General features: G+C 60.3%; 16 protein-coding genes. 8 read left to right on the forward strand and 8 right to left on the reverse strand.

Annotation, left to right across the window (positions count from 1 at the left end):
• Positions 1–10: 10 nt before the first annotated feature.
• The 5 genes from O5O48_RS13190 to O5O48_RS13210 form a co-directional block, all read right to left on the reverse strand.
• The gene (locus O5O48_RS13190) at positions 11–1,129 is read right to left on the reverse strand and encodes an ABC transporter permease (protein ID WP_269687256.1); all 1,119 of its coding nucleotides are present in this window, start codon (positions 1,127–1,129) and stop codon (positions 11–13) included.
• A gap of 1 nt (position 1,130) precedes the next feature.
• A complete protein-coding gene (rbbA, locus tag O5O48_RS13195) occupies positions 1,131–3,860 on the reverse strand; it encodes a ribosome-associated ATPase/putative transporter RbbA (RefSeq protein WP_269687257.1) in 2,730 nt (909 codons plus the stop codon).
• A 2-nt stretch (positions 3,861–3,862) separates the two neighbouring features.
• Complete coding sequence (locus O5O48_RS13200; RefSeq protein ID WP_228246769.1) at positions 3,863–4,936, reverse strand: HlyD family secretion protein; 1,074 nt, start codon at positions 4,934–4,936, stop codon at positions 3,863–3,865.
• Positions 4,937–5,115: 179 nt separating this feature from the next.
• The gene (locus O5O48_RS13205) at positions 5,116–7,641 is read right to left on the reverse strand and encodes an ABC transporter permease (protein ID WP_269687258.1); all 2,526 of its coding nucleotides are present in this window, start codon (positions 7,639–7,641) and stop codon (positions 5,116–5,118) included.
• A complete protein-coding gene (locus O5O48_RS13210; protein WP_228246767.1) occupies positions 7,638–8,318 on the reverse strand; it encodes an ABC transporter ATP-binding protein in 681 nt (226 codons plus the stop codon). The genes O5O48_RS13205 and O5O48_RS13210 overlap by 4 nt, the downstream gene beginning before the upstream one ends.
• 14 nt (positions 8,319–8,332) lie before the next feature.
• On the opposite strand from O5O48_RS13210, the gene O5O48_RS13215 reads away from it, so the two are divergent.
• Genes O5O48_RS13215 through O5O48_RS13225 form a run of 3 tightly spaced genes read left to right on the forward strand, consistent with a single transcriptional unit; the run spans position 8,333 to position 10,264 of the window.
• Positions 8,333–8,971: an arylesterase gene (locus O5O48_RS13215; protein ID WP_088274081.1), complete on the forward strand. Its 639-nt coding sequence runs from the start codon at positions 8,333–8,335 to the stop codon at positions 8,969–8,971.
• A 14-nt stretch (positions 8,972–8,985) separates the two neighbouring features.
• Positions 8,986–9,318, forward strand: a complete 333-nt coding sequence (locus O5O48_RS13220) for a hypothetical protein (RefSeq protein ID WP_233049764.1) — start codon at positions 8,986–8,988, stop codon at positions 9,316–9,318.
• 13 nt (positions 9,319–9,331) lie between these two features.
• A complete protein-coding gene (locus O5O48_RS13225) occupies positions 9,332–10,264 on the forward strand; it encodes a L,D-transpeptidase family protein (RefSeq protein WP_233049763.1) in 933 nt (310 codons plus the stop codon).
• A 21-nt stretch (positions 10,265–10,285) separates the two neighbouring features.
• Here the strand turns inward: O5O48_RS13225 and O5O48_RS13230 are convergent, their stop codons facing one another.
• Positions 10,286–10,540, reverse strand: coding sequence for an Lpp/OprI family alanine-zipper lipoprotein (locus O5O48_RS13230; RefSeq protein ID WP_088274083.1), 255 nt, complete (start codon positions 10,538–10,540; stop codon positions 10,286–10,288).
• A 265-nt stretch (positions 10,541–10,805) separates the two neighbouring features.
• Here O5O48_RS13230 and O5O48_RS13235 point away from each other — a divergent pair, with 265 nt between their 5' ends.
• The gene (locus tag O5O48_RS13235; RefSeq protein WP_228246764.1) at positions 10,806–12,206 is read left to right on the forward strand and encodes a GntP family permease; all 1,401 of its coding nucleotides are present in this window, start codon (positions 10,806–10,808) and stop codon (positions 12,204–12,206) included.
• A gap of 94 nt (positions 12,207–12,300) precedes the next feature.
• Positions 12,301–12,576 (forward strand): GNAT family N-acetyltransferase, encoded by a 276-nt coding sequence (locus O5O48_RS13240; protein ID WP_228246763.1) that lies wholly within the window; start codon positions 12,301–12,303, stop codon positions 12,574–12,576.
• A gap of 62 nt (positions 12,577–12,638) precedes the next feature.
• On the opposite strand, the gene O5O48_RS13245 is transcribed toward O5O48_RS13240, so the two are convergent.
• The gene (locus tag O5O48_RS13245) at positions 12,639–13,724 is read right to left on the reverse strand and encodes a 3-deoxy-7-phosphoheptulonate synthase (protein WP_088274086.1); all 1,086 of its coding nucleotides are present in this window, start codon (positions 13,722–13,724) and stop codon (positions 12,639–12,641) included.
• A 320-nt stretch (positions 13,725–14,044) separates the two neighbouring features.
• Between O5O48_RS13245 and O5O48_RS13250 the strand changes: the two genes are divergently transcribed.
• From O5O48_RS13250 to cysB, 3 genes are all read left to right on the forward strand, one after another.
• Entirely contained in the window at positions 14,045–14,998 is a 954-nt protein-coding gene (locus O5O48_RS13250) for a putative 2-dehydropantoate 2-reductase (RefSeq protein WP_269687259.1), read from the forward strand.
• Between the two features lie 12 nt (positions 14,999–15,010).
• Positions 15,011–15,928 carry a 5'-nucleotidase gene (locus tag O5O48_RS13255; protein WP_088274088.1) on the forward strand — a complete coding sequence of 306 codons (918 nt, stop codon included), beginning with the start codon at positions 15,011–15,013 and terminating at the stop codon, positions 15,926–15,928.
• 167 nt (positions 15,929–16,095) lie between these two features.
• Positions 16,096–17,070: an HTH-type transcriptional regulator CysB gene (gene cysB / locus O5O48_RS13260; RefSeq protein WP_269687260.1), complete on the forward strand. Its 975-nt coding sequence runs from the start codon at positions 16,096–16,098 to the stop codon at positions 17,068–17,070.
• Positions 17,071–17,134: 64 nt separating this feature from the next.
• Here cysB and O5O48_RS13265 read toward each other — a convergent pair whose 3' ends face one another.
• Positions 17,135–17,860, reverse strand: a complete 726-nt coding sequence (locus O5O48_RS13265) for a phosphoadenylyl-sulfate reductase (RefSeq protein ID WP_269687261.1) — start codon at positions 17,858–17,860, stop codon at positions 17,135–17,137.
• Positions 17,861–17,965: the final 105 nt, after the last annotated feature.

Genomic DNA, 17,965 nt, shown 5'->3' on the forward strand with positions numbered 1-17,965 from the left:
TGCGGCCGGATTACTGCAGGGTAGTGCGCAGCCGACGTAACGCCGCATAGAAGAACACCAGCCCGATGGCAGCCAGGGCCAGCAGCTGCGGCCAGATAATGCCGATGCCGGCGCCTCTGAGCAGAACGCCCTGTGCCAGTTGAACAAAGTGCGTGGTCGGAGCCAGCGACATGATGGTCTGCACCACGACCGGCATGCTCTCGCGCGGCGTTACCGCTCCGGAGAGGATTTCCAGCGGTATCAGCACCAGAATGATCAGCAGCCCGAGCTGCGGCATGGAGCGCGCCACGGTACCAAGGAAAATCCCCATCGATGTGGTTGCAAAAAGGTGCAGCGCGGTGCCGGCCAGAAACAGGCTGACTGCGCCCTGAATGGGTACGCCCAGCCAGTCCTGTACCACCAGACGCAGCGACAGTGCGCAGGCGATCAGTACCACCAGGCCCATGGCCCATACCTTTGCCAGCATGATTTCCAGCGGCGTCACCGGCATGACCAGAAGGTGCTCGATGGTGCCGTGTTCGCGCTCACGAATCAGCGCCGCACCCGTGAGGATGATCGACAGCATCGTAATCTGGTTGATGACTTCGCTTATCGAGCCGAACCAGCTGGCCTCCAGGTTCGGGTTGTAGGCCATGCGTACCACCGCTTCCAGAGGCAGGGCTGCCGCGCCGCTATAGCCCTGCACAAAGGCGGTGGTTTCATTCTGGATGATCTGCTGAATGTGGCCGGCGCCACTGAACGCCTGGCTGATCTGGGTGGCATCGACATTGAGCTGGATCGTCGGTTGCTGTCCGGCCAGCAGGTCACGCTGAAAGTCCGGAGGAATGTTCAGGGTGAAGGTGTAGAGCCCGCTGTCCATGCCCCGATCCATCTGGCGGTGGTTGATCAGGGTCGGGGGCATGAAGTAGGGCAGCTGGAAAGCGTCGATCAGCCGGCTGGAAACCTGCGAGCGATCCTCGTCTACCACCGCTATGGTTGCCCGGTTTGGCGTTTCCGGCATCGCCGTGGCGGAGGAGTAGATGGCCATGCTGAATGCGTAGATGATCAGTATGACCATCGCCGGGTCCCGGGCGAGGCTGCGCAGCTCCTTTACTCCCAGCTGCAGTACGTTACTCAACGCTCGGCGCATGTCACTGTTCCTGCTTTTTCAGTCCCGCGACGCTGGCCAGCGTCAGTACCGGTATCGCCAGTAGCAGGGGGATGAAGTAGAAATAGAGGTCGCTGAACCCCAATGCCTTGGAAAACACGCCGCGGGAAATGATCAGGAAGTGGGTGGTGGGATACAGCTGCCCGATCATCGCGCCGAGCCCCTCCATTGCAGACACCGGATGCATCATGCCGGAGAACTGGACCGCCGGAATCAGCGTTGCGATGGCGGTACCGAAGATGGCAGCGATCTGGCTTTTCAGCAGCGAGGAGACCAGCAACCCGAGGCCGGTCGCGCATACGATATACAGCAGGCCGCCGAGCAGCAGGCTCGGCAGGCTGCCCTTGATCGGGACATCGAAAGCCAGCACCGCGAGCAGCAGCAATGCGATGAAATTGATGAAGCCGAGTACCACGTAGGGCAGCTGCTTGCCGAGCAGGAACTCGAGCCGGGTTACCGGGGTTACATAGAAATTGGTGATGGAGCCCAGCTCCTTTTCGCGCACCACTGCCAACGCGGTGAGCATGGCCGGAATCATCATCAGCAGAATCGGAATTACCGCCGGCACCATCGCGGGCAGGCTCTTCACATCGGGGTTGTAGCGATATCGCGTTTCCACGTTCACCAGGCTGACCGCGATGGGTGTGGGTTGACGGCTTGCCAGTGAACGCAGGTAGTTCAAATGAATGCCCTGGGCATAGCCACGCAGGGTATCGGCCCGCACCGGCATGGCACCGTCGACCCAGTAGGCAACCTGCGGGAAATCGCCGCGCAGCAGGTCGCGTCCGAAGCCGGGCGGGATTTCCAGCGCCAGGCTGATGTCGCCGGCTCGCATGCGTTGCTCCAGCTCGGCATGGCTGTGCAGTGGCGGGCGCTCAATAAAATAGCCGGAACCGGCCAGCTCCAGCGCGTAGGCCTGGCTGTAGGTGGTCTGGTCCCGGTCCAGTACGGCGAAGGTCAGGTCGTCCACATCCATGTTGATGCCGTACCCCATGATCACCATCAGCAGAACCGAGCCGGCCAGTGCGAGCAGCGCACGCAACGGATCGCGCTTGAGTTCCATCGCCTCCCGGCGGGTATAGCTGAGCATTCGGCGCAAACTGAAACGGGGAGGGCGCTTTTCGGTGTCAGGCTGAGCGACTGAGGATGACAGCGCAGCAGCGTCAGGCACCTGCTCTTGCTGACCACTGGCCTCGCGCAACCAGTCGATGAACGCGTCCTCCAGCGTTGCCTTGCCCCGCTGCTGCCGCAGATCATCGGGTGCACCGCTGACCAGTACCTTGCCGGCGTGCATTAACGACATCCGGTCGCAACGCTCGGCCTCGTTCATGAAGTGAGTCGAGATGAAGATGGTAACGCCGTCCTCCCGCGACAGCCTGACCAGCAGGCTCCAGAACAGATCCCGGGCGATCGGGTCCACCCCCGAGGTGGGCTCGTCGAGAATCAGCACCTCCGGTTTATGAATCACCGCCACCGCGAGCGAAAGGCGTTGACGCACCCCCAGTGGCAGGGACAGCGGCAAGCTGTCAGCAACTGCCTGCAGATTGAACTGCGTAAGCAGTTCATCAATCCGCTCGGCACTTTGCTCGGCGGGGAGCTGAAACAGCTTGGCGTGCAGCGCCAGGTTCTGGCGCACCGTCAGTTCGCTGTACAACGAAAATGACTGGGACATGTAGCCAACCCGCATGCGGATGGCCATGTCGGTCGGGTCAACCGGCTTGCCCAGCAACCAGGCTTCGCCCTCGCTGAAGGGCAGCAGGCCGGTGAGCATTTTCATTGTGGTCGACTTGCCACAGCCGTTGGAACCGAGAAAGCCGAAGATTTCCCCACGCTCAATGCGGAAATTCACCTTGTCGACCGCGACGAAATCGCCGAAGCGGCAGGTCAGGTCGTGAGCCTCGATGGCAATACCGGTATGCATCGTGCGCGGCGGTATCTGCAACTGCTTGTGCTGACGGCGTTTTTCCTCTGGCAGCAGCGCAACGAAGGCCTGCTCGAGGCTGCTGCTGTTGGTGTCGGCGAGAATCTGCTGTGGCGTGCCGGTTGCAAGTACCTTGCCGGCATCCATTGCAACCAGCCAGTCAAAGCCCTGGGCCTCATCCATATAGGCACTGGCGATCAGCACGCTCATCTGCGGCCTGCCGGCACGGATGCGTCGAATAAGCTCCCAGAACTGGCTGCGTGACAGGGGGTCGACACCGGTAGTGGGCTCGTCCAGGACCAGCAGGTCAGGGTCATGGATCAGCGCGCAGCACAGCCCCAGCTTTTGCTTCATGCCGCCGGAGAGCTTGCCGGCCGGGCGATCGGCAAACCGGCTCATGCCGGTGCTGGCCAGTAACTGCTGGATGCGCTGCTTGCGCTCGGCTTCACCCTGATTGAACAGCCGGCCAAAGAATTCGAGGTTCTCGGCCACGCTGAGGGTCGGATACAGGTTCTTGCCCAGCCCCTGGGGCATGAAGGCGATACGCGGGCACACGTGACTGCGGTGGCTGGCGCTGCGCATGTCCCCACCCAGGACCTGCAACTCGCCCCGTTGCAGGCGACGCGCGCCGGCGACCAGTGCCAGCAGGCTGGATTTGCCAACGCCATCCGGGCCAATCAGACCGACCATACAGCCCGGCGGCAGGTCAAGGGTGACCTTGTCCAGGGCAGCGACGTGCTTGTAATGCAGGCTGATATCGCGCAGTTGGGCGACCGGCGGCGGCTGGCTCATGTTCAGTTGCCGACGTTAACGCTGAGTGCGTCGGGCCACTCGGCACTGGCATCCAGTTTCAGCCAGGCGACGCCGGGCAGGCCGGTCTTGACCTGTTCGATATGCTGCTCCAGCAGCGCCGGGTCGATACGTGCGCGAATGCGGAACATCATTTTTTCCCGCTCCTGCTCCGTTTCCACCGATTTGGGCGTGAACTGGGCCACGCTGGAGACGTAGCTGACCGTGGCCGGAATCACATACTGCGGCGCAGCATCGATAATGATCCGCGCATCGGAGCCCATCGCGACGCGACCCGCCAGCCGTTCGGGCAGAAAGAAGGTCATGTAGACATCGGTCAGATCCACCAGATTCAAAACCCGGCCACCTGCGCCAAGTACCTCACCGGGCTGAACGGTACGAAACTGCACCCTTGCCTTGCGATCGGCGGTCAGCTTGCTGTCGTTGATATCTGCAGCGATGCGCTCTACCGCTGCGCGTGTAGCATCCAGCGCTGATTCGGCTTCGATTACCTGCGAGCGCGCCGCGGCAATGCCGGCCTCGGTTGCGTGGATCTGGGCCCGCGCCGATGCAACGGCTGCCTCGGCGCTCTGCATGGCCGCCAGGGCATCGTCCAGCTGCTGGCGCGAGGCGGCGCTGCGCTGGACCAGTACACTGATGCGCTCATGGCGCTTGCGCGCTGCATTGTGTTCAGCCTGGCGCTGCAGCAACAACGCCTCTGCGGCAGAGCGCTCGCTTTCGCGCAGGCCAACCTGGGCGCGGGCTGTCTGGATAGCGTTCTCGGCCTGCCGAGCCTGTGCCTCGGCCTGCAGCAGTTGCGCCTGCAGTACGCTGGTATCCATTTCGGCCAGCAGCTGTCCGGGCTCGACGAAATCCCCTTCGTCGACCAGGATCCGGGCAATACGTCCACCGAGCTTGGTCGCGATGTTGATCTCGGTCGCCTCAATCCGGCCGTTACCGCTGGCAAAGCCATCACCGTAGCCGTCAGGCTGCAGCTCCAGCCAGGTAACCAGAGCAATGCCGGCGAGCACGGCTGCGGCGATCAGGGCCCGAACGAGATGGCGAGGAGGTTTTGGCATGACGGTTCCTTGTGCTGGGGGCGGCTGGCTGCTGTTGCCAAGCCGCTGAAATCCATTCTAGACGCTTTGCTGCGAGGTGAGGTTGACGTCGATCAAGTGCGGCGGCCATGCGTCAAGAAACCCGAGCAGCTGCCGAACCGGATATTCCGGTGTTGATCGACGGCTGCATTCGGGGCTGCTCAGGCGCCGCGGTTGATCAGGCGCATGGGGCTTTGCTGGAGCACCGCCCTGGTCCCCCAGACGCCCGCGCAACCGATCAGCAAGGCCGCTGCCGAGGGTGTCAGCAGCCAAAACAGCAAATGCGGTGCCCAATCCAGATTCAGCGCAAATCGATACAGCGCCCAGGTGGCCAGCTCTGCGGCCACCACTGCCATCAGGCCGGACATCAGCCCCAGAAGCAAAAACTCCATCCAGCTTGCGCGGCGCAGCAGCGCTCGCCCGGCCCCCAGTGTGCGCAGCAATGCGCCCTGATACAGCCGTTCGTCAAGGGTAGCCTGCAGGGCGGCAAACAGCACTGTCATCCCGGCGAGCAGAACAAACAGCAGGACATATTCCACTGCCAGCGTGACCTGCCTGAGAATGTCGCGAATCTGGGCCAGCAAGGGGCCGACTTCCAGCAGCGTCATTGCCGGGAACTGACGGTTCAGCTCCCGCAGGGCACCGCGTTGCTCGGCCGGCAAATAGAAACTGGTCAGCAGGGTCGCGGGGAAGCCGTCAAGGTCCCCCGGGGCGAAGATCATGTAGAAGTTGGGCGTGAAGTTGTCCCATTCGACGCTGCGGACGCTGCTGACCTCGGCGTCCAGACTCCTGCCTTCAATGACGAATCCCAGCCTGTCACCAAGGGTGACACCAAGGCTGTCGGCCAGCTCGGCCTCGATGGACACACGGGCCATGGCGGATGGAGCAGGGGCTGCGACTGCTGGCCACCACTGGCCTTCGCGCAGTTGATTGTCTGCTGGCAGCTCGGCTGCCCAGGTCAGGCTGAGGTCACGGTTGATGGCCCGGGTTCCGCGATCGCGATTGCCATCTTCCTTGCTTACCTCGGTGCGCACGGGCTCGCCGTTGATGCTGACCAGACGTCCTGGCGTGACCGGGTAGAGCGGGGCGCTGCGTGCACCGATGTCCTCCAGTGCCTGGCTGAACGCCTGTTGTTCAGCTGGGAGTACGTTCAGTACGAAGTGGTTGGGAGCGTCGTCCGGTAATTGATTCTGCCAGGTACTGAGCAGCTCGGTCCGCAGGATCAGGACAACCAGCATGCACATGAAAATCAGACCGAATGACAGCATCTGCGTGGCGGCGGCCGTTGGGCGCTTGAGCAGTTCACCGCTGCCCAACCGCCAGGCCAGGCTGGCCTCGCGCAGCTTGCCGGCGACCGCGCGCAGCAGCAGCCAGGCGAGCAGCCCGAGCAGCAATGCAGCGAGTGCTCCGCCGAACAGCATGGCCAGGGTGATGGTCAGATCGCCGGTGAACTGCCACATCAGCAGGCTGAGGACGGCGAGGGCGAGCCCATAGATCAGCCAGCTGCTGACAGGCATCGGTTCGAGGTCGCGGCGCAGCACCCGCAAAGGCGCGACGTTGCCAAGTCGCAGCAGCGGCGGCAGGGCAAATCCGAGCAGTGCGCTGAAACCGGTAGCCGCGCCAACCAGCAGCGGCAAGATGCCCGGCTCCGGCAACCGTGGCGGCAGCAGATCGGCGAGCAGTTGCATCAGGCCCCACTGCACGACAAGCCCCAGGGCGAGGCCGGCCACGGTGGCAATGATCCCGATATACAGTAGTTGAAGGGTGAACAGGGTGAGCACCTGCCGGCGTTGCAGTCCCATACAGCGCAGCAGGGCGCTACTGTCGAAATGACGAAACGCAAAACGCCCGGATGACAGTGCCACGGCAACCCCAGCCAAAATAATGGCCGCAATACTGGCAAGGCCTAGGAACTGATTGGCCCGCGTTAGCGCATTGCCAACCTGGCGGTTTCCGTCTTCCACGCTGCTGAGTCGCTGGTTTACCCCCAGCAGCGGGTCTATCCAGTTACGGTAACGCTCCAGTGCCTGGCGTTCGCCGCTCAACAGCAAGCGATAGGTTACCCGGCTGCCGGGCTGGACCACGCCGGTCGCGTCAAGGTCATCGAGGTTCATCAGCACCCGCGGGGTGAGACTGTAGAAGTCGCTTGCACGGTCAGGTTCATGGGTCAGTACAGCGCTAATTCGCAGCGTCGCATAGCCAACCTCCAGGCTGTCGCCGACCTGAACTCTCAGCTGGTTCAGCAAGCGTGGTTCCACCCAGATTTCACCGGCAGCCGGTACGGAGCGGGTTGCTGTTTCCTCGGCAAAAGCGGAACGGCTGATACGTAACTCGCCGCGCAAGGGATACGCCGCGTCAACCGCCTTGACACTGGATAGCTGCATTGCCGAGTCGCTGGCCATGACGCTGGAAAACTCGAGCTGACGACTGAGCATCAGGTCATTGACTGCCGCCTGCTCTGCGTAACTGTCCGGCAAGGGGCTACGCGAGGAGACAACCAGATCGGCGCCCAGAAACTCTGCGGCGCGATCGGTCATGCTGCGCTCAAGCCGTTGGGTAAACAGACTGATGGCGGAGCTGATGGTCACCGCGATAAGCAGGGCACCCAGCAGCACGGTCAGTTCGCCCGCCCGCCATTCCCTGCGCAACAGGCGCCAGGCCAGTCGGGCCAGCGGCGGTCGGTTCATGCATCGTCTCCAAGCAGGCGGCCCGCCTGCATGCGTACTGCGTGCTGGCAACGGTCGGCCAGCTGCGCGTCATGCGTTACCAGCACCAGGGTGGTGCCGCGCTCGCGATTGAGTGCAAACAGCAGGTCGCTGATGCGCTCGCCGGTGGCTGCGTCCAGGTTGCCGGTTGGCTCGTCGGCAAACAGGATGCTGGGTTCGCTGGCAAAGGCGCGGGCGATGGCTACCCGTTGCTGTTCGCCACCAGAGAGTTGCTGGGGGTAGTGCTGGCGCCGGGCTTCGAGTCCGACCCGCTGCAGCAGTTCGCCGGCGCGTTCCCGTGCGTCGGATCGCCCGGCCAGCTCCAGTGGCAGCATGACATTTTCCAGCGCGGTGAGGCTGTCCAGCAGCTGAAAGGATTGAAAGACGAAGCCTACCTCACGGCCGCGCAGTGTCGCGCGCTGGTCTTCGTTGAGTGCCGTGAGGTCTTCGCCGGCGAGTATGACCTGACCACTGCTTGGCAGGTCCAGACCGGCCAGCAGGCTGAGCAGGGTTGACTTGCCCGATCCCGAAGCGCCGACAATGGCCAGGCTGCTGCTGCGTTCGATACTGAGTGAGACGTCGTCGAGGATCTGCAGCGGCGCTTCCGAGCTGGTCACGACTTTGCTAAGGTGGCGAGCGATTACAACGGCATCGGACATGGTGTACGGACCTGATGAATGGCTTGAGAAACTGGTTGGGAGCGGTACTGCTGTATCTGCTCTCCTTTCCTGCGGCAGCTCAGGGGATCCTGATTGTCGGTGATAGTATCAGCGCCGCTTTCGGTCTGGAAATTGGTGAGGGCTGGGTTGCCCTGCTGGAGCGGCGGCTGGAGACGGAAAATTACCCTTTGCCGGTCCATAATGCCTCTGTCAGCGGAGATACCACCGCCGGTGGTCTGGCTCGCTTGCCAGCGCTGTTGGGGCAGCATGCGCCGGACCTGGTCATCCTCGAGCTGGGTGGTAATGATGGCCTTCGCGGCCTGCCGCCGGATAATATGCAACAGAATCTTACTGCCATGGTTGAACAGTCGCGTGCGGCCGGCGCTGACGTCATACTGCTGGGTATGCGGATCCCACCCAATTATGGTGTTCGCTATACGCAAGCCTTTGAGCAGGTGTACCGGCAGATTGCCGATCGACAGCAGGTGCCGCTGGTGCCGTTCCTGCTCGAAGGCGTGGCTGATCGCGGTGAACTGATGCAGGCCGATGGCATTCATCCGAACGCGCAGGGGCAGCCGGGTATTCTCGATAATGCCTGGCCGGTAATACGTGAATGGGTTCTGACGCAGCAGCCTGCTGCGATAAACGATTAAGGTGGAGCCCTGAATTGAGTGTGTCCTGGATGGCCAGACGCTGGTGTCTGGTGGAGCAGGATGAGCAGCGGGATCTGTTTGTGGAAGATCCCTGGCATGTTCACCTGGTTGATATCAATCTGCGGCTCGACGTACCCCGTGAGCGCACCCTGTGTGGAGACCTGTTGCCGTCGTCGCCGATCTACCGTGAGTTGACGCGTGCGGATCTGCGTAACCTGTGTCCGACCTGTGTTGATCTGGCCGAGCAGGCGAGGGTGGCAGGGCGTCGTCCTGTCGCTGCGCGCAATAATGGCGATAGCGGACAAATGCAGCAGTTTGACTTGAATATGATGCTAAGTGGGAGCTGAAGGAATGTTGAGCGTGTGTTCTCGACTGGGCAGAATCACCGCGGCGCTGCTGTTTACCGGGCTGGGCCTTGGTGCGGCCCAGGCAAACGACTACCCGTTGTTGTCGGCGGATCAGGATCTGATTGGCGAGGTCACCCGCTATCAGGCGCTCTATGAGGATACCTTTGCCGACCTTGGCAGTGCGCGGGGTTTCGGATATCTGGAGATGACCGCGGCGAACCCGGGTATCGACCCCTGGTTGCCCGGCGAGGGAGTCGAAATCATCCTCCCGGGCCAGCACATCCTTCCGGTCGGGCAGCGCGAAGGTGTGGTCATCAATCTCCCCGAATTTCGCATGTATTACTTCCACAAGGGCGGTGAACTGGTTTCCAGCTACCCGGTTGGTATCGGCCGCGAAGGCTGGTCCTCGCCGATTGGTGAAACGCGCATTCTGCGCAAGGAAGCCAACCCCTCCTGGTATCCACCCAAATCCATCCTGGAGGAGCACGCTGCCAATGGTGACCCGTTGCCGTCAGTAGTGCCGCCGGGGCCGAATAACCCGATGGGCCCGTTCAAGATGAATCTGGCGCTCAGTGGTTATGTGATCCATGGCACCAACAAGAAGTTCGGTATCGGAACGCGGGTCAGTCATGGCTGTTTCCGGATGCGTAACGAGGATATCACCGAGCTGTTTCCGCAGGTGCCGGTCGGCACGCCGGTAACCATTGTCAACCAGCCTTATAAGCTGGGCGTCAAGGATGGCTTGCTGTACCTGGAGGTACATACCGCCCTGGATGAACATGGCATGCCTTCAACACTGGACAAGCAGGCGGCGATTCAGGCGTTGCTGGAAGAGCAGCAGGAGAAGGTGCGGGGGTTTCGGCTGGACTGGACGGCGATTCGCGATCTGGTTTATGCCGAGAGCGGTATTCCGGGCGTAATTGGACAACCGATCCGGACCATGTGATCCGGATCGGCAAAGCTGGCCTTACTTCTGGCTGGCTTTCTCGAGCATGCGCAGGGCGCGCTCGTTGGCTTCGTCAGCAGTCTGCTGTGCGCGCTGAGCGGCAGCCAGAGCTTCTTCGGCCTTGCGGTAAGCTTCGTCAGCACGGGCTTGGGCACTGGCAGTAGCGTTTTCGTTAGCGGCAACGCGAGCGCTCAGTTCCTTTTCCATGCTGTTGCTGCAGCCGGCGGCCAGCAGAGCGGCCAGAGCTACGGCGGATACTTTCAGTGCAGTTTTCATAACTTTCCCCTTGTGTAAAAAGTCTTGCTTCAAGAACGCACAGCCCAAGACCGAAAAAGTGGCTCGAAGTTCCATCGGTCTTCGGCTGTACGTTCCTGATAGCGCCAGTAATAGTAGCAGTTGCATCGTGGGTTGGAAGTAGGCAACCGATAATTCTGTTACCAATACACAACAATAAAGCGCTCTGATTCCGGCGCTAAAGGCTTTGTAGTGAATCTGCGCTGGGGTAATGTAGCCAGCGCAGTCAACTACAAGGATAAAAACAATGCTCGGAAATCTCGGTCTTCTCGCCGGCGTGACGTTACTTATTTATCTGGCCTTGCGAGGGATCAATATCTTTATTGCGTCTCTGGTCTGCGCATTGGTGGTCGCGCTGACCAACAATATGCTGATCTCGCAAACCTTTCTGGAGTTCTTCCCGTTTGGCCCGCTGGGTGCGTTTACCTTTGCCGGGAAGTTCTTTTTGCTGTTCCTCTGTGGCGCTATTTTCGGCAAGGTGATGGCGACCAGTCAGGCGGCCAAGAGTATCGCGTTATCGATCACTCGCGCGCTGGGTGTGCGTCATACGCTGCTGGTTGGCATGATCGTCTGCGCCTTGCTGACCTACGGCGGTGTTGTGGTGTTTGTGGTGGTGTTCACCATGTATCCGCTGGGTATCACGCTGATGCGTGAAGCCAACCTGCCCAAGCGGCTTTGGGCGGCTGCGACCTCGGTTGGCGCGGGCACCTTCACCATGACCGCGCTGCCGGGAACGCCGTCCATTCATAACGTGATTTCTGCCAGTGCGCTGGGTACCGACCTGTTTGCCGGAGGCTGGATCGGCATCTTTGCTGCGCTGATTATGGCTGGTCTTGGCATGTGGTATGTGGAAAGCCAGTGGAAACGCGCCCAGGCCCGCGGCGAAGGGTTTGTCGAAAATGCCCAGGACCGTCGCATGGAGCAGCTTATCGGTGATCCGAATGATGCACCGGTATGGTGGATGGCGTTGATTCCCATGGTAGTGGTGCTGGGCTCGATCATGCTGCCACGCGCTATTCTGGGTCTGGCTGACTGGTCTGAAAGCGACAGTATCGTCGCTCGCGTTCTGTTGTTCAGTGCAGCGCAGCCGATCATCTGGCCCAGTATCTCGCTCATTCTTGGTTCGCTGACCTGCGTACTGCTGTTTCCGGGCTTGCGTCGCAAGGCGGCGCAGGCATTCGGTCAGGGCGCTGATGATTCCATCATGCCGTTGCTCAATACCGCTGCGGTGATCGGTTTTGGCGGTGTGGTGACCCAGACTGCCGGGTTCGCCCAGTTTGCTAACTGGATCCTGAATGTCGATTTACCGCCTTTGCTGTCGGTGTTTGCCTCGGTCAGTGTGGTCTCGGCGATTGTCGGCTCGTCGTCCGGTGGCCTGCAGATCTTTATGCAGTCGCTCGGGCCGCATTACATCGAGATGGGTGTTGACCCCGAGATCCTGCACCGTATCGCTGCCATCGCCGCTGGCGGGCTGGATTCGCTGCCGCACTGTGGCGCGGTGATTGCGACCTTCATGATCATGGGTATTACCCACAAGGAAGCCTATCGCGACATCTTTGTGGTGACGGTGGCTGTGCCGGTCATTGCCTGTCTGGCATCCATTGCCCTGCTGATGTCGCTGGGAATGGGGATGGTTTCGGCGGGGTAGTTCACTTTTTGAGACGGGCGGGGAAACATTCCGCCCGATCTCGGTCTATAGTGGATAACTCTTCGCTCGACGCTTTCTGCCTGGGAGACAGACAATGAATATGAATGCGACCATCCAGCACGATCAGGACGGCAAGCAGTTCTATATTACATTGGACGGTATGCGGGCATATCTGGCCTATATGGACTTGGGCAAGAACACGCTGGATATCTATAGGACCTTCGTTCCAGACAGTCTTCGTGGCAAGGGGGTGGCTGCCCGCCTGACTGCCCATGCGCTGACATACGCGCAGGAGCATGGTTATACGGTGATCCCGTCCTGCTCATACGTTGAACGCTATATGGATCGCAATGCGGCAGCGGTCAGTTAGGTGCTCAGTCATATCGCCATAAAAAAACCGGCCATTGGCCGGTTTTTTTATGGCTGAGGACCTCAGTCCTGCTTCAGGCGCGCGCGGCGCGGCAGTACATCCTTGAGCTTGTCGCGCATGGAACGCACGCTTTGCACCGTGGTGGCCCAGTCAATGCAGGCATCGGTCACGGACACGCCGTATTGCAGTTGGGACAGGTCCTTCGGAATCGACTGGTTACCCCAGCCAATATTGCTCTCAACCATCAGGCCGATGATGGAGTCATTGCCTTCCAGGATCTGGTTGGCCACGTTATCCATCACCAGCGGCTGCAAGCCCGGATCCTTGTTGGAGTTGGCGTGGCTGCAGTCGACCATGATGTTCTTGCTGATACCGGCCTTTTCCAGATCCTTCTCGCACAGCGCTACGCTGACCGAGTCGTAGTTCGGCTTACCGTTACCGCCGCGCAAGACGACGTGACCATAGGGGTTGCCCTTGGTGGTCACGATCGAGACCTGGCCCTGCTGATTGATGCCGAGGAAACGGTGTGGGCTGGATACCGATTGCAGCGCGTTGATCGCCACTGCCAGTCCGCCGTCGGTACCGTTCTTGAAACCTACGGCCGAGGACAGACCGGAGGACATTTCCCGGTGGGTCTGTGATTCGGTGGTGCGGGCCCCGATGGCAGACCAGGAGATGAGATCCTGCAGGTATTGCGGCGAAATCGGATCAAGCGCTTCGGTTGCCGTTGGCAGCCCCATTTCGGTCAGGTCGCGCAGCAACTGGCGACCAATCTTCAGGCCGTCCTGAATCTTGAAGGAGTCATCCAGGTAGGGGTCGTTGATCAATCCCTTCCAGCCCACGGTTGTGCGCGGCTTTTCGAAGTAGACGCGCATGACCAGATACAGGGTGTCGCCTACTTCCGCCGCCAGCTCCTTGAGGCGTGCGGCGTAGTCCTTGGCAGCGTTGACGTCGTGGATGGAGCAGGGGCCGATGACAATAAACAGGCGATGGTCCTTGCCGTCGAGAATGTCGCGAATGACCTGGCGGCTTTGCACCACGGTCGCCTGTGCGGCTTCGCTAAGCGGAATCTGAGCCTTGAGCTGTTCAGGCGTAATCAGAATCTCATTGGAGGTTATGTTCAGGTCATCAATAGGTAAATCGGCCATCAGTCATCCCGGAATGTGGTGCTCGCCACGGCAATGCGGCGCTTTTTGAGTGCTACACAGCTTAATCAAGCTTGCCGGCTTAGGCTACCCCGCCCAGGCTCTATTGCCCTGAAAAACAATATAAATTGGCCTTTCGTGCTGCACGCTGAGTGGCCGGCGGAAATCGGCGGGTCAAAGCCCGGCCGCTTGCCCGTGCTCAACCGCGATGTGAATGATGGGGCATTTGGCCGCAGGTTTGTCGTGTTATTGACTGTCTCGCCCGGCGCGAGCGGATTAACATGCCTGCATACCAATAAATACATCATCCAGATGAGGGTTGTATGAGTCAGAGTGATCTGAAGATCGGGATTATTGGCACCGGTGCAATCGGCGGTTTCTATGGCGCCATGCTGGTCAATGGCGGAAACGACGTGCACTTTCTGCTGCGCAGCGAATACCAGGCGGTCAAGGAGAAGGGCATCACCATCAACAGCCTGGTCAATCCCGAATTGCATATTCACCCGGTACAGGCCTACCAGGATGCAGCGGATATGCCGAAGTGCGATTGGCTGCTGGTGGGTGCCAAGTCCACAGCAGACAACCTGGGTGACATCATTGCAGCCGCCGGCAAGCCGGATGCCAAGGTGGTTCTGCTGCAAAACGGCCTGAACAACGAAGATCATCTGCGACCGTTGCTGCCGGACAGCATGCACCTGATCGGCGGTCTGTGCTACGTCTGCCTGTTCCGTGAAGGCCCAGGTCTGGTCAAGCACCAGTCCAATGGCATGATCGACCTGGGTTACCACTCCGGCCCCGCTGTATCCAAGGAAGAGCAGCAGGCACTGTTGAAGGAGGGCGCAGCGCTGCTTGAATCCGGCAATATTCCGACGCGGCTGTTGCCCGGTGTTGACGAGGCGCGCTGGCAGAAGCTGGTCTGGAATGCGCCATTCAACGGTATCTCTGTGGTACTCAATGCCGGCACCCAGGAGCTGGTGGGCAACCCCGCCAGTCGCAAGTTGATCACCGAGATGATGGAAGAGGTCATTGCGGCGGCTCGGGCCCGTGGCATCGACATTCCCGACGGCGTGATCGGCTACATGTTCAAGGGCACCGAGATCATGCCCGATTATTATCCGAGCATGTACCACGACTGGCTGCACAAGCGCCCCATGGAGCTGGACGCGTTGTACGGTGAGTTGCTGCGCCTGGGCAAGGAAGCTGGTTGCAGCCTGCCGAAAATAGAGGCAATGTTGGATCAGCTGAAATTCCTCCAGGCCCGCTATCTCAGTAACTAGTAAGGACGCCCCATGCCCACCCTGCTCGGAGACAAACTGGTCATCGCCATCTCCTCCAGAGCGCTGTTTGACCTGGACGAAAGTCATCAGGTTTTTGAGCAGGAAGGGCTGGAGGCCTATCGGCAGTACCAGATTGCCCGGGAAGACATTCCGCTGGAACCGGGAGAGGCCTTTCCGCTGGTGCAGAAGTTGTTGCGTATCAATAACTTGCTTGAGGGCGACAGCCGGGTCGAGGTCGTACTGATATCGCGCAACAGTGCCGATACCGGACTGCGGGTGTTCAATTCGATTCAGCATTACGGGCTTGGCATCACCCGCGCGGCCTTCGCCGGCGGGCGCAGCCCCTTCACCTATATTCCCGCCTTCGGCTGCCAGCTGTTTCTGTCGACCCATGCCGAGGATGTGCGCGCAACGCTGGAGGCGGGATTTGCCGCCGCCACCATCTTTCCCGCCAAGCGGGCCCGTGAGCAACGTGATGAGCTGCGCATTGCCTTTGATGGGGATGCAGTGCTGTTCTCCGATGAATCCGAGCAGGTGTTTCAGAAAGAGGGATTGGCTGCCTTTCAGGCCAGCGAGCAGGCGGCGGCGCGTGAGCCGCTTGGCGGTGGACCTTTCAAGCCGTTTCTTGCCGCGCTCAACCGGATCCAGACCGAGTTTGCTGGCGAACAGTGCCCGATCCGGACGGCATTGTTCACCGCGCGCAGTGCGCCTGCCCATGAGCGGGTGATTCGTACCCTGCGCGAATGGAACATCCGGCTGGACGAATCCTTGTTCCTCGGCGGCTTGGACAAGTCCAGCTTTCTTCAGGCGTTCGGCGCCGACCTGTTCTTTGATGACCAGGAGGGACATTGTCGACGCGCTGTCGATGTGGTCCCCACCGGGCACGTGCCGCACGGCATCAGCAATCTCAAATCCCCGCATTCAGTGTGACCTGAGCCACTCAATCGGCCGTCGGTCGGCCAGTCCCGCGAGATGCCGTATGCGAGCAGGAGTTTATGGACTAAGCTAGCAGGCATATCGGCCTATCTGGTTATAAGCGTGCCTTTGATCCCTGCCTTGGAAGGCGTGGTGCTGCGGCTCGCAAGGGGAAGACAATCATGAAATTGCAGCAACTGCGTTACATCTGGGAAGTAGCCCATCATGAGCTGAACGTATCGGCGACTGCCCAGAGTCTGTATACCTCGCAACCGGGCATCAGCAAGCAGATCAGGCTGCTGGAGGATGAGCTGGGTGTCGAGGTCTTTTCCCGCAGTGGCAAGCACCTGACCCGCATCACACCGGCCGGAGAGCGCATCATTGCCACTGCCGGCGAGATTCTGCGCAAGGTCGACAGCATCAAGCAGATTGCCCAGGAGTTCAGCAACGAGCGCAAGGGCACGCTGACACTGGCAACCACCCACACCCAGGCACGTTATGCGTTGCCGCCAATCATTCAGAAATTCATCAAGAACTACCCGGATGTGTCGCTGCACATGCATCAGGGCACACCGATGCAAATTTGCGAGATGACGGTCGATGGAACGGCCGACTTTGCCATCGCTACCGAAGCACTGGAGCTGTTTTCCGATCTGGTGATGATGCCGTGCTATCGCTGGAACCGCTGCGTTATCGTGCCCAAGGGGCACCCGCTGGCCAGTGGCGCAGAGCTGACCCTGGAAGCATTGGCCGAATGGCCGCTGGTTACCTATGTCTTCGGGTTTACCGGGCGCTCGAAGCTGGATGACGCGTTCAGTAACCGTGGCCTGTCACCGAAGGTCGTGTTCACCGCCGCCGATGCGGATGTGATCAAGACCTATGTGCGGCTCGGCCTGGGCGTCGGTATTGTCGCTCACATGGCTGTCGACCCCGAGATGGATCCCGACCTGGAGGTGATCGATGCCAGTCGCCTGTTCGAGTCCAGCATCACCAAGATCGGCTTTCGTCGCGGCACGTTCCTGCGTGGCTACATGTATGAATTTATTGAGGCGTTCGCGCCGCATCTGACCCGCGAGATGATTGATCGGGCGCTGCAGTGCAGCAGCAAGCTCGAGCTGGAAGCATTATTTGATGGGGTGGAGCTGCCGGTTCACTGACGTGCAGCGGCTGCTGAGGGAGAGAAGAAGGCCGGCGTATAGAGATGCGCCGGCTTTTTCAGTTTCAGGACTTGGCGATCAGGTTGCTGCCGTGCAGGCCGCATTCCTTTTTCGTTGCCTCTTCCCACCACCAGCGACCTTCACGCTCGTGCTGGTTCGGCAATACAGGGCGGGTGCAGGGCTCGCAGCCGATGCTGATAAAACCACGCTCGTGCAGCGGGTTGTAGGGAATCTCCAGCATGCGGATGTAGTTCCAGACGTCCTCGCTGGTGTAATTGGCCAGCGGATTGAATTTGACCAGTGAGTGCGTCGAGGTCGAGAACCCGCCGTCCAGCTGCACCACCGGAACATCTGCCCGGGTCGGGCTCTGATCCTTGCGCTGCCCGGTGATCCAGGCATCGACGCTGGCCAGTTTGCGGCGCAGCGGCGCAATCTTGCGCACGCCACAGCATTCGCCATGACCGCTCTCGTAGAAGTCGAACAGGCCTTTTTCGCGCACATAGGCTTCAAGCTGCTGGTGGTCGGGCGACAACACCTCAAGCTGGATCCCGTAATGCTTGCGCACCTGCTCCAGAAACCGATAGGTCTCGGCGTGCAGGCGGCCGGTGTCGAGGGTAAATACCTTGACGTTCGGGTTGAGTTTCCAGGCCATGTCCAGCACGACGATGTCGTCGGCGCCGCTGAACGACAGCCAGAGGTTGTCGAAGTTGGCGAATGCCAGCTCCAGAATCTGTTGAGGGGATTTGCTGGCGTAGTCGACAGCCAGTTGATCGATGTCGAAGGTACTCATGGAAATCAGGCTCTCAATCCGGCGGTGGATCGGTGTGCCACCGTTCTGTGATCGGCAGTCTAGCAAAGGCCGCCTTAGTCCATCCTCTTTTATTTGGTTATACTT

Source organism: Halopseudomonas sp. MFKK-1, assembly GCF_027474385.1.
GTDB lineage: Bacteria > Pseudomonadota > Gammaproteobacteria > Pseudomonadales > Pseudomonadaceae > Halopseudomonas > Halopseudomonas aestusnigri.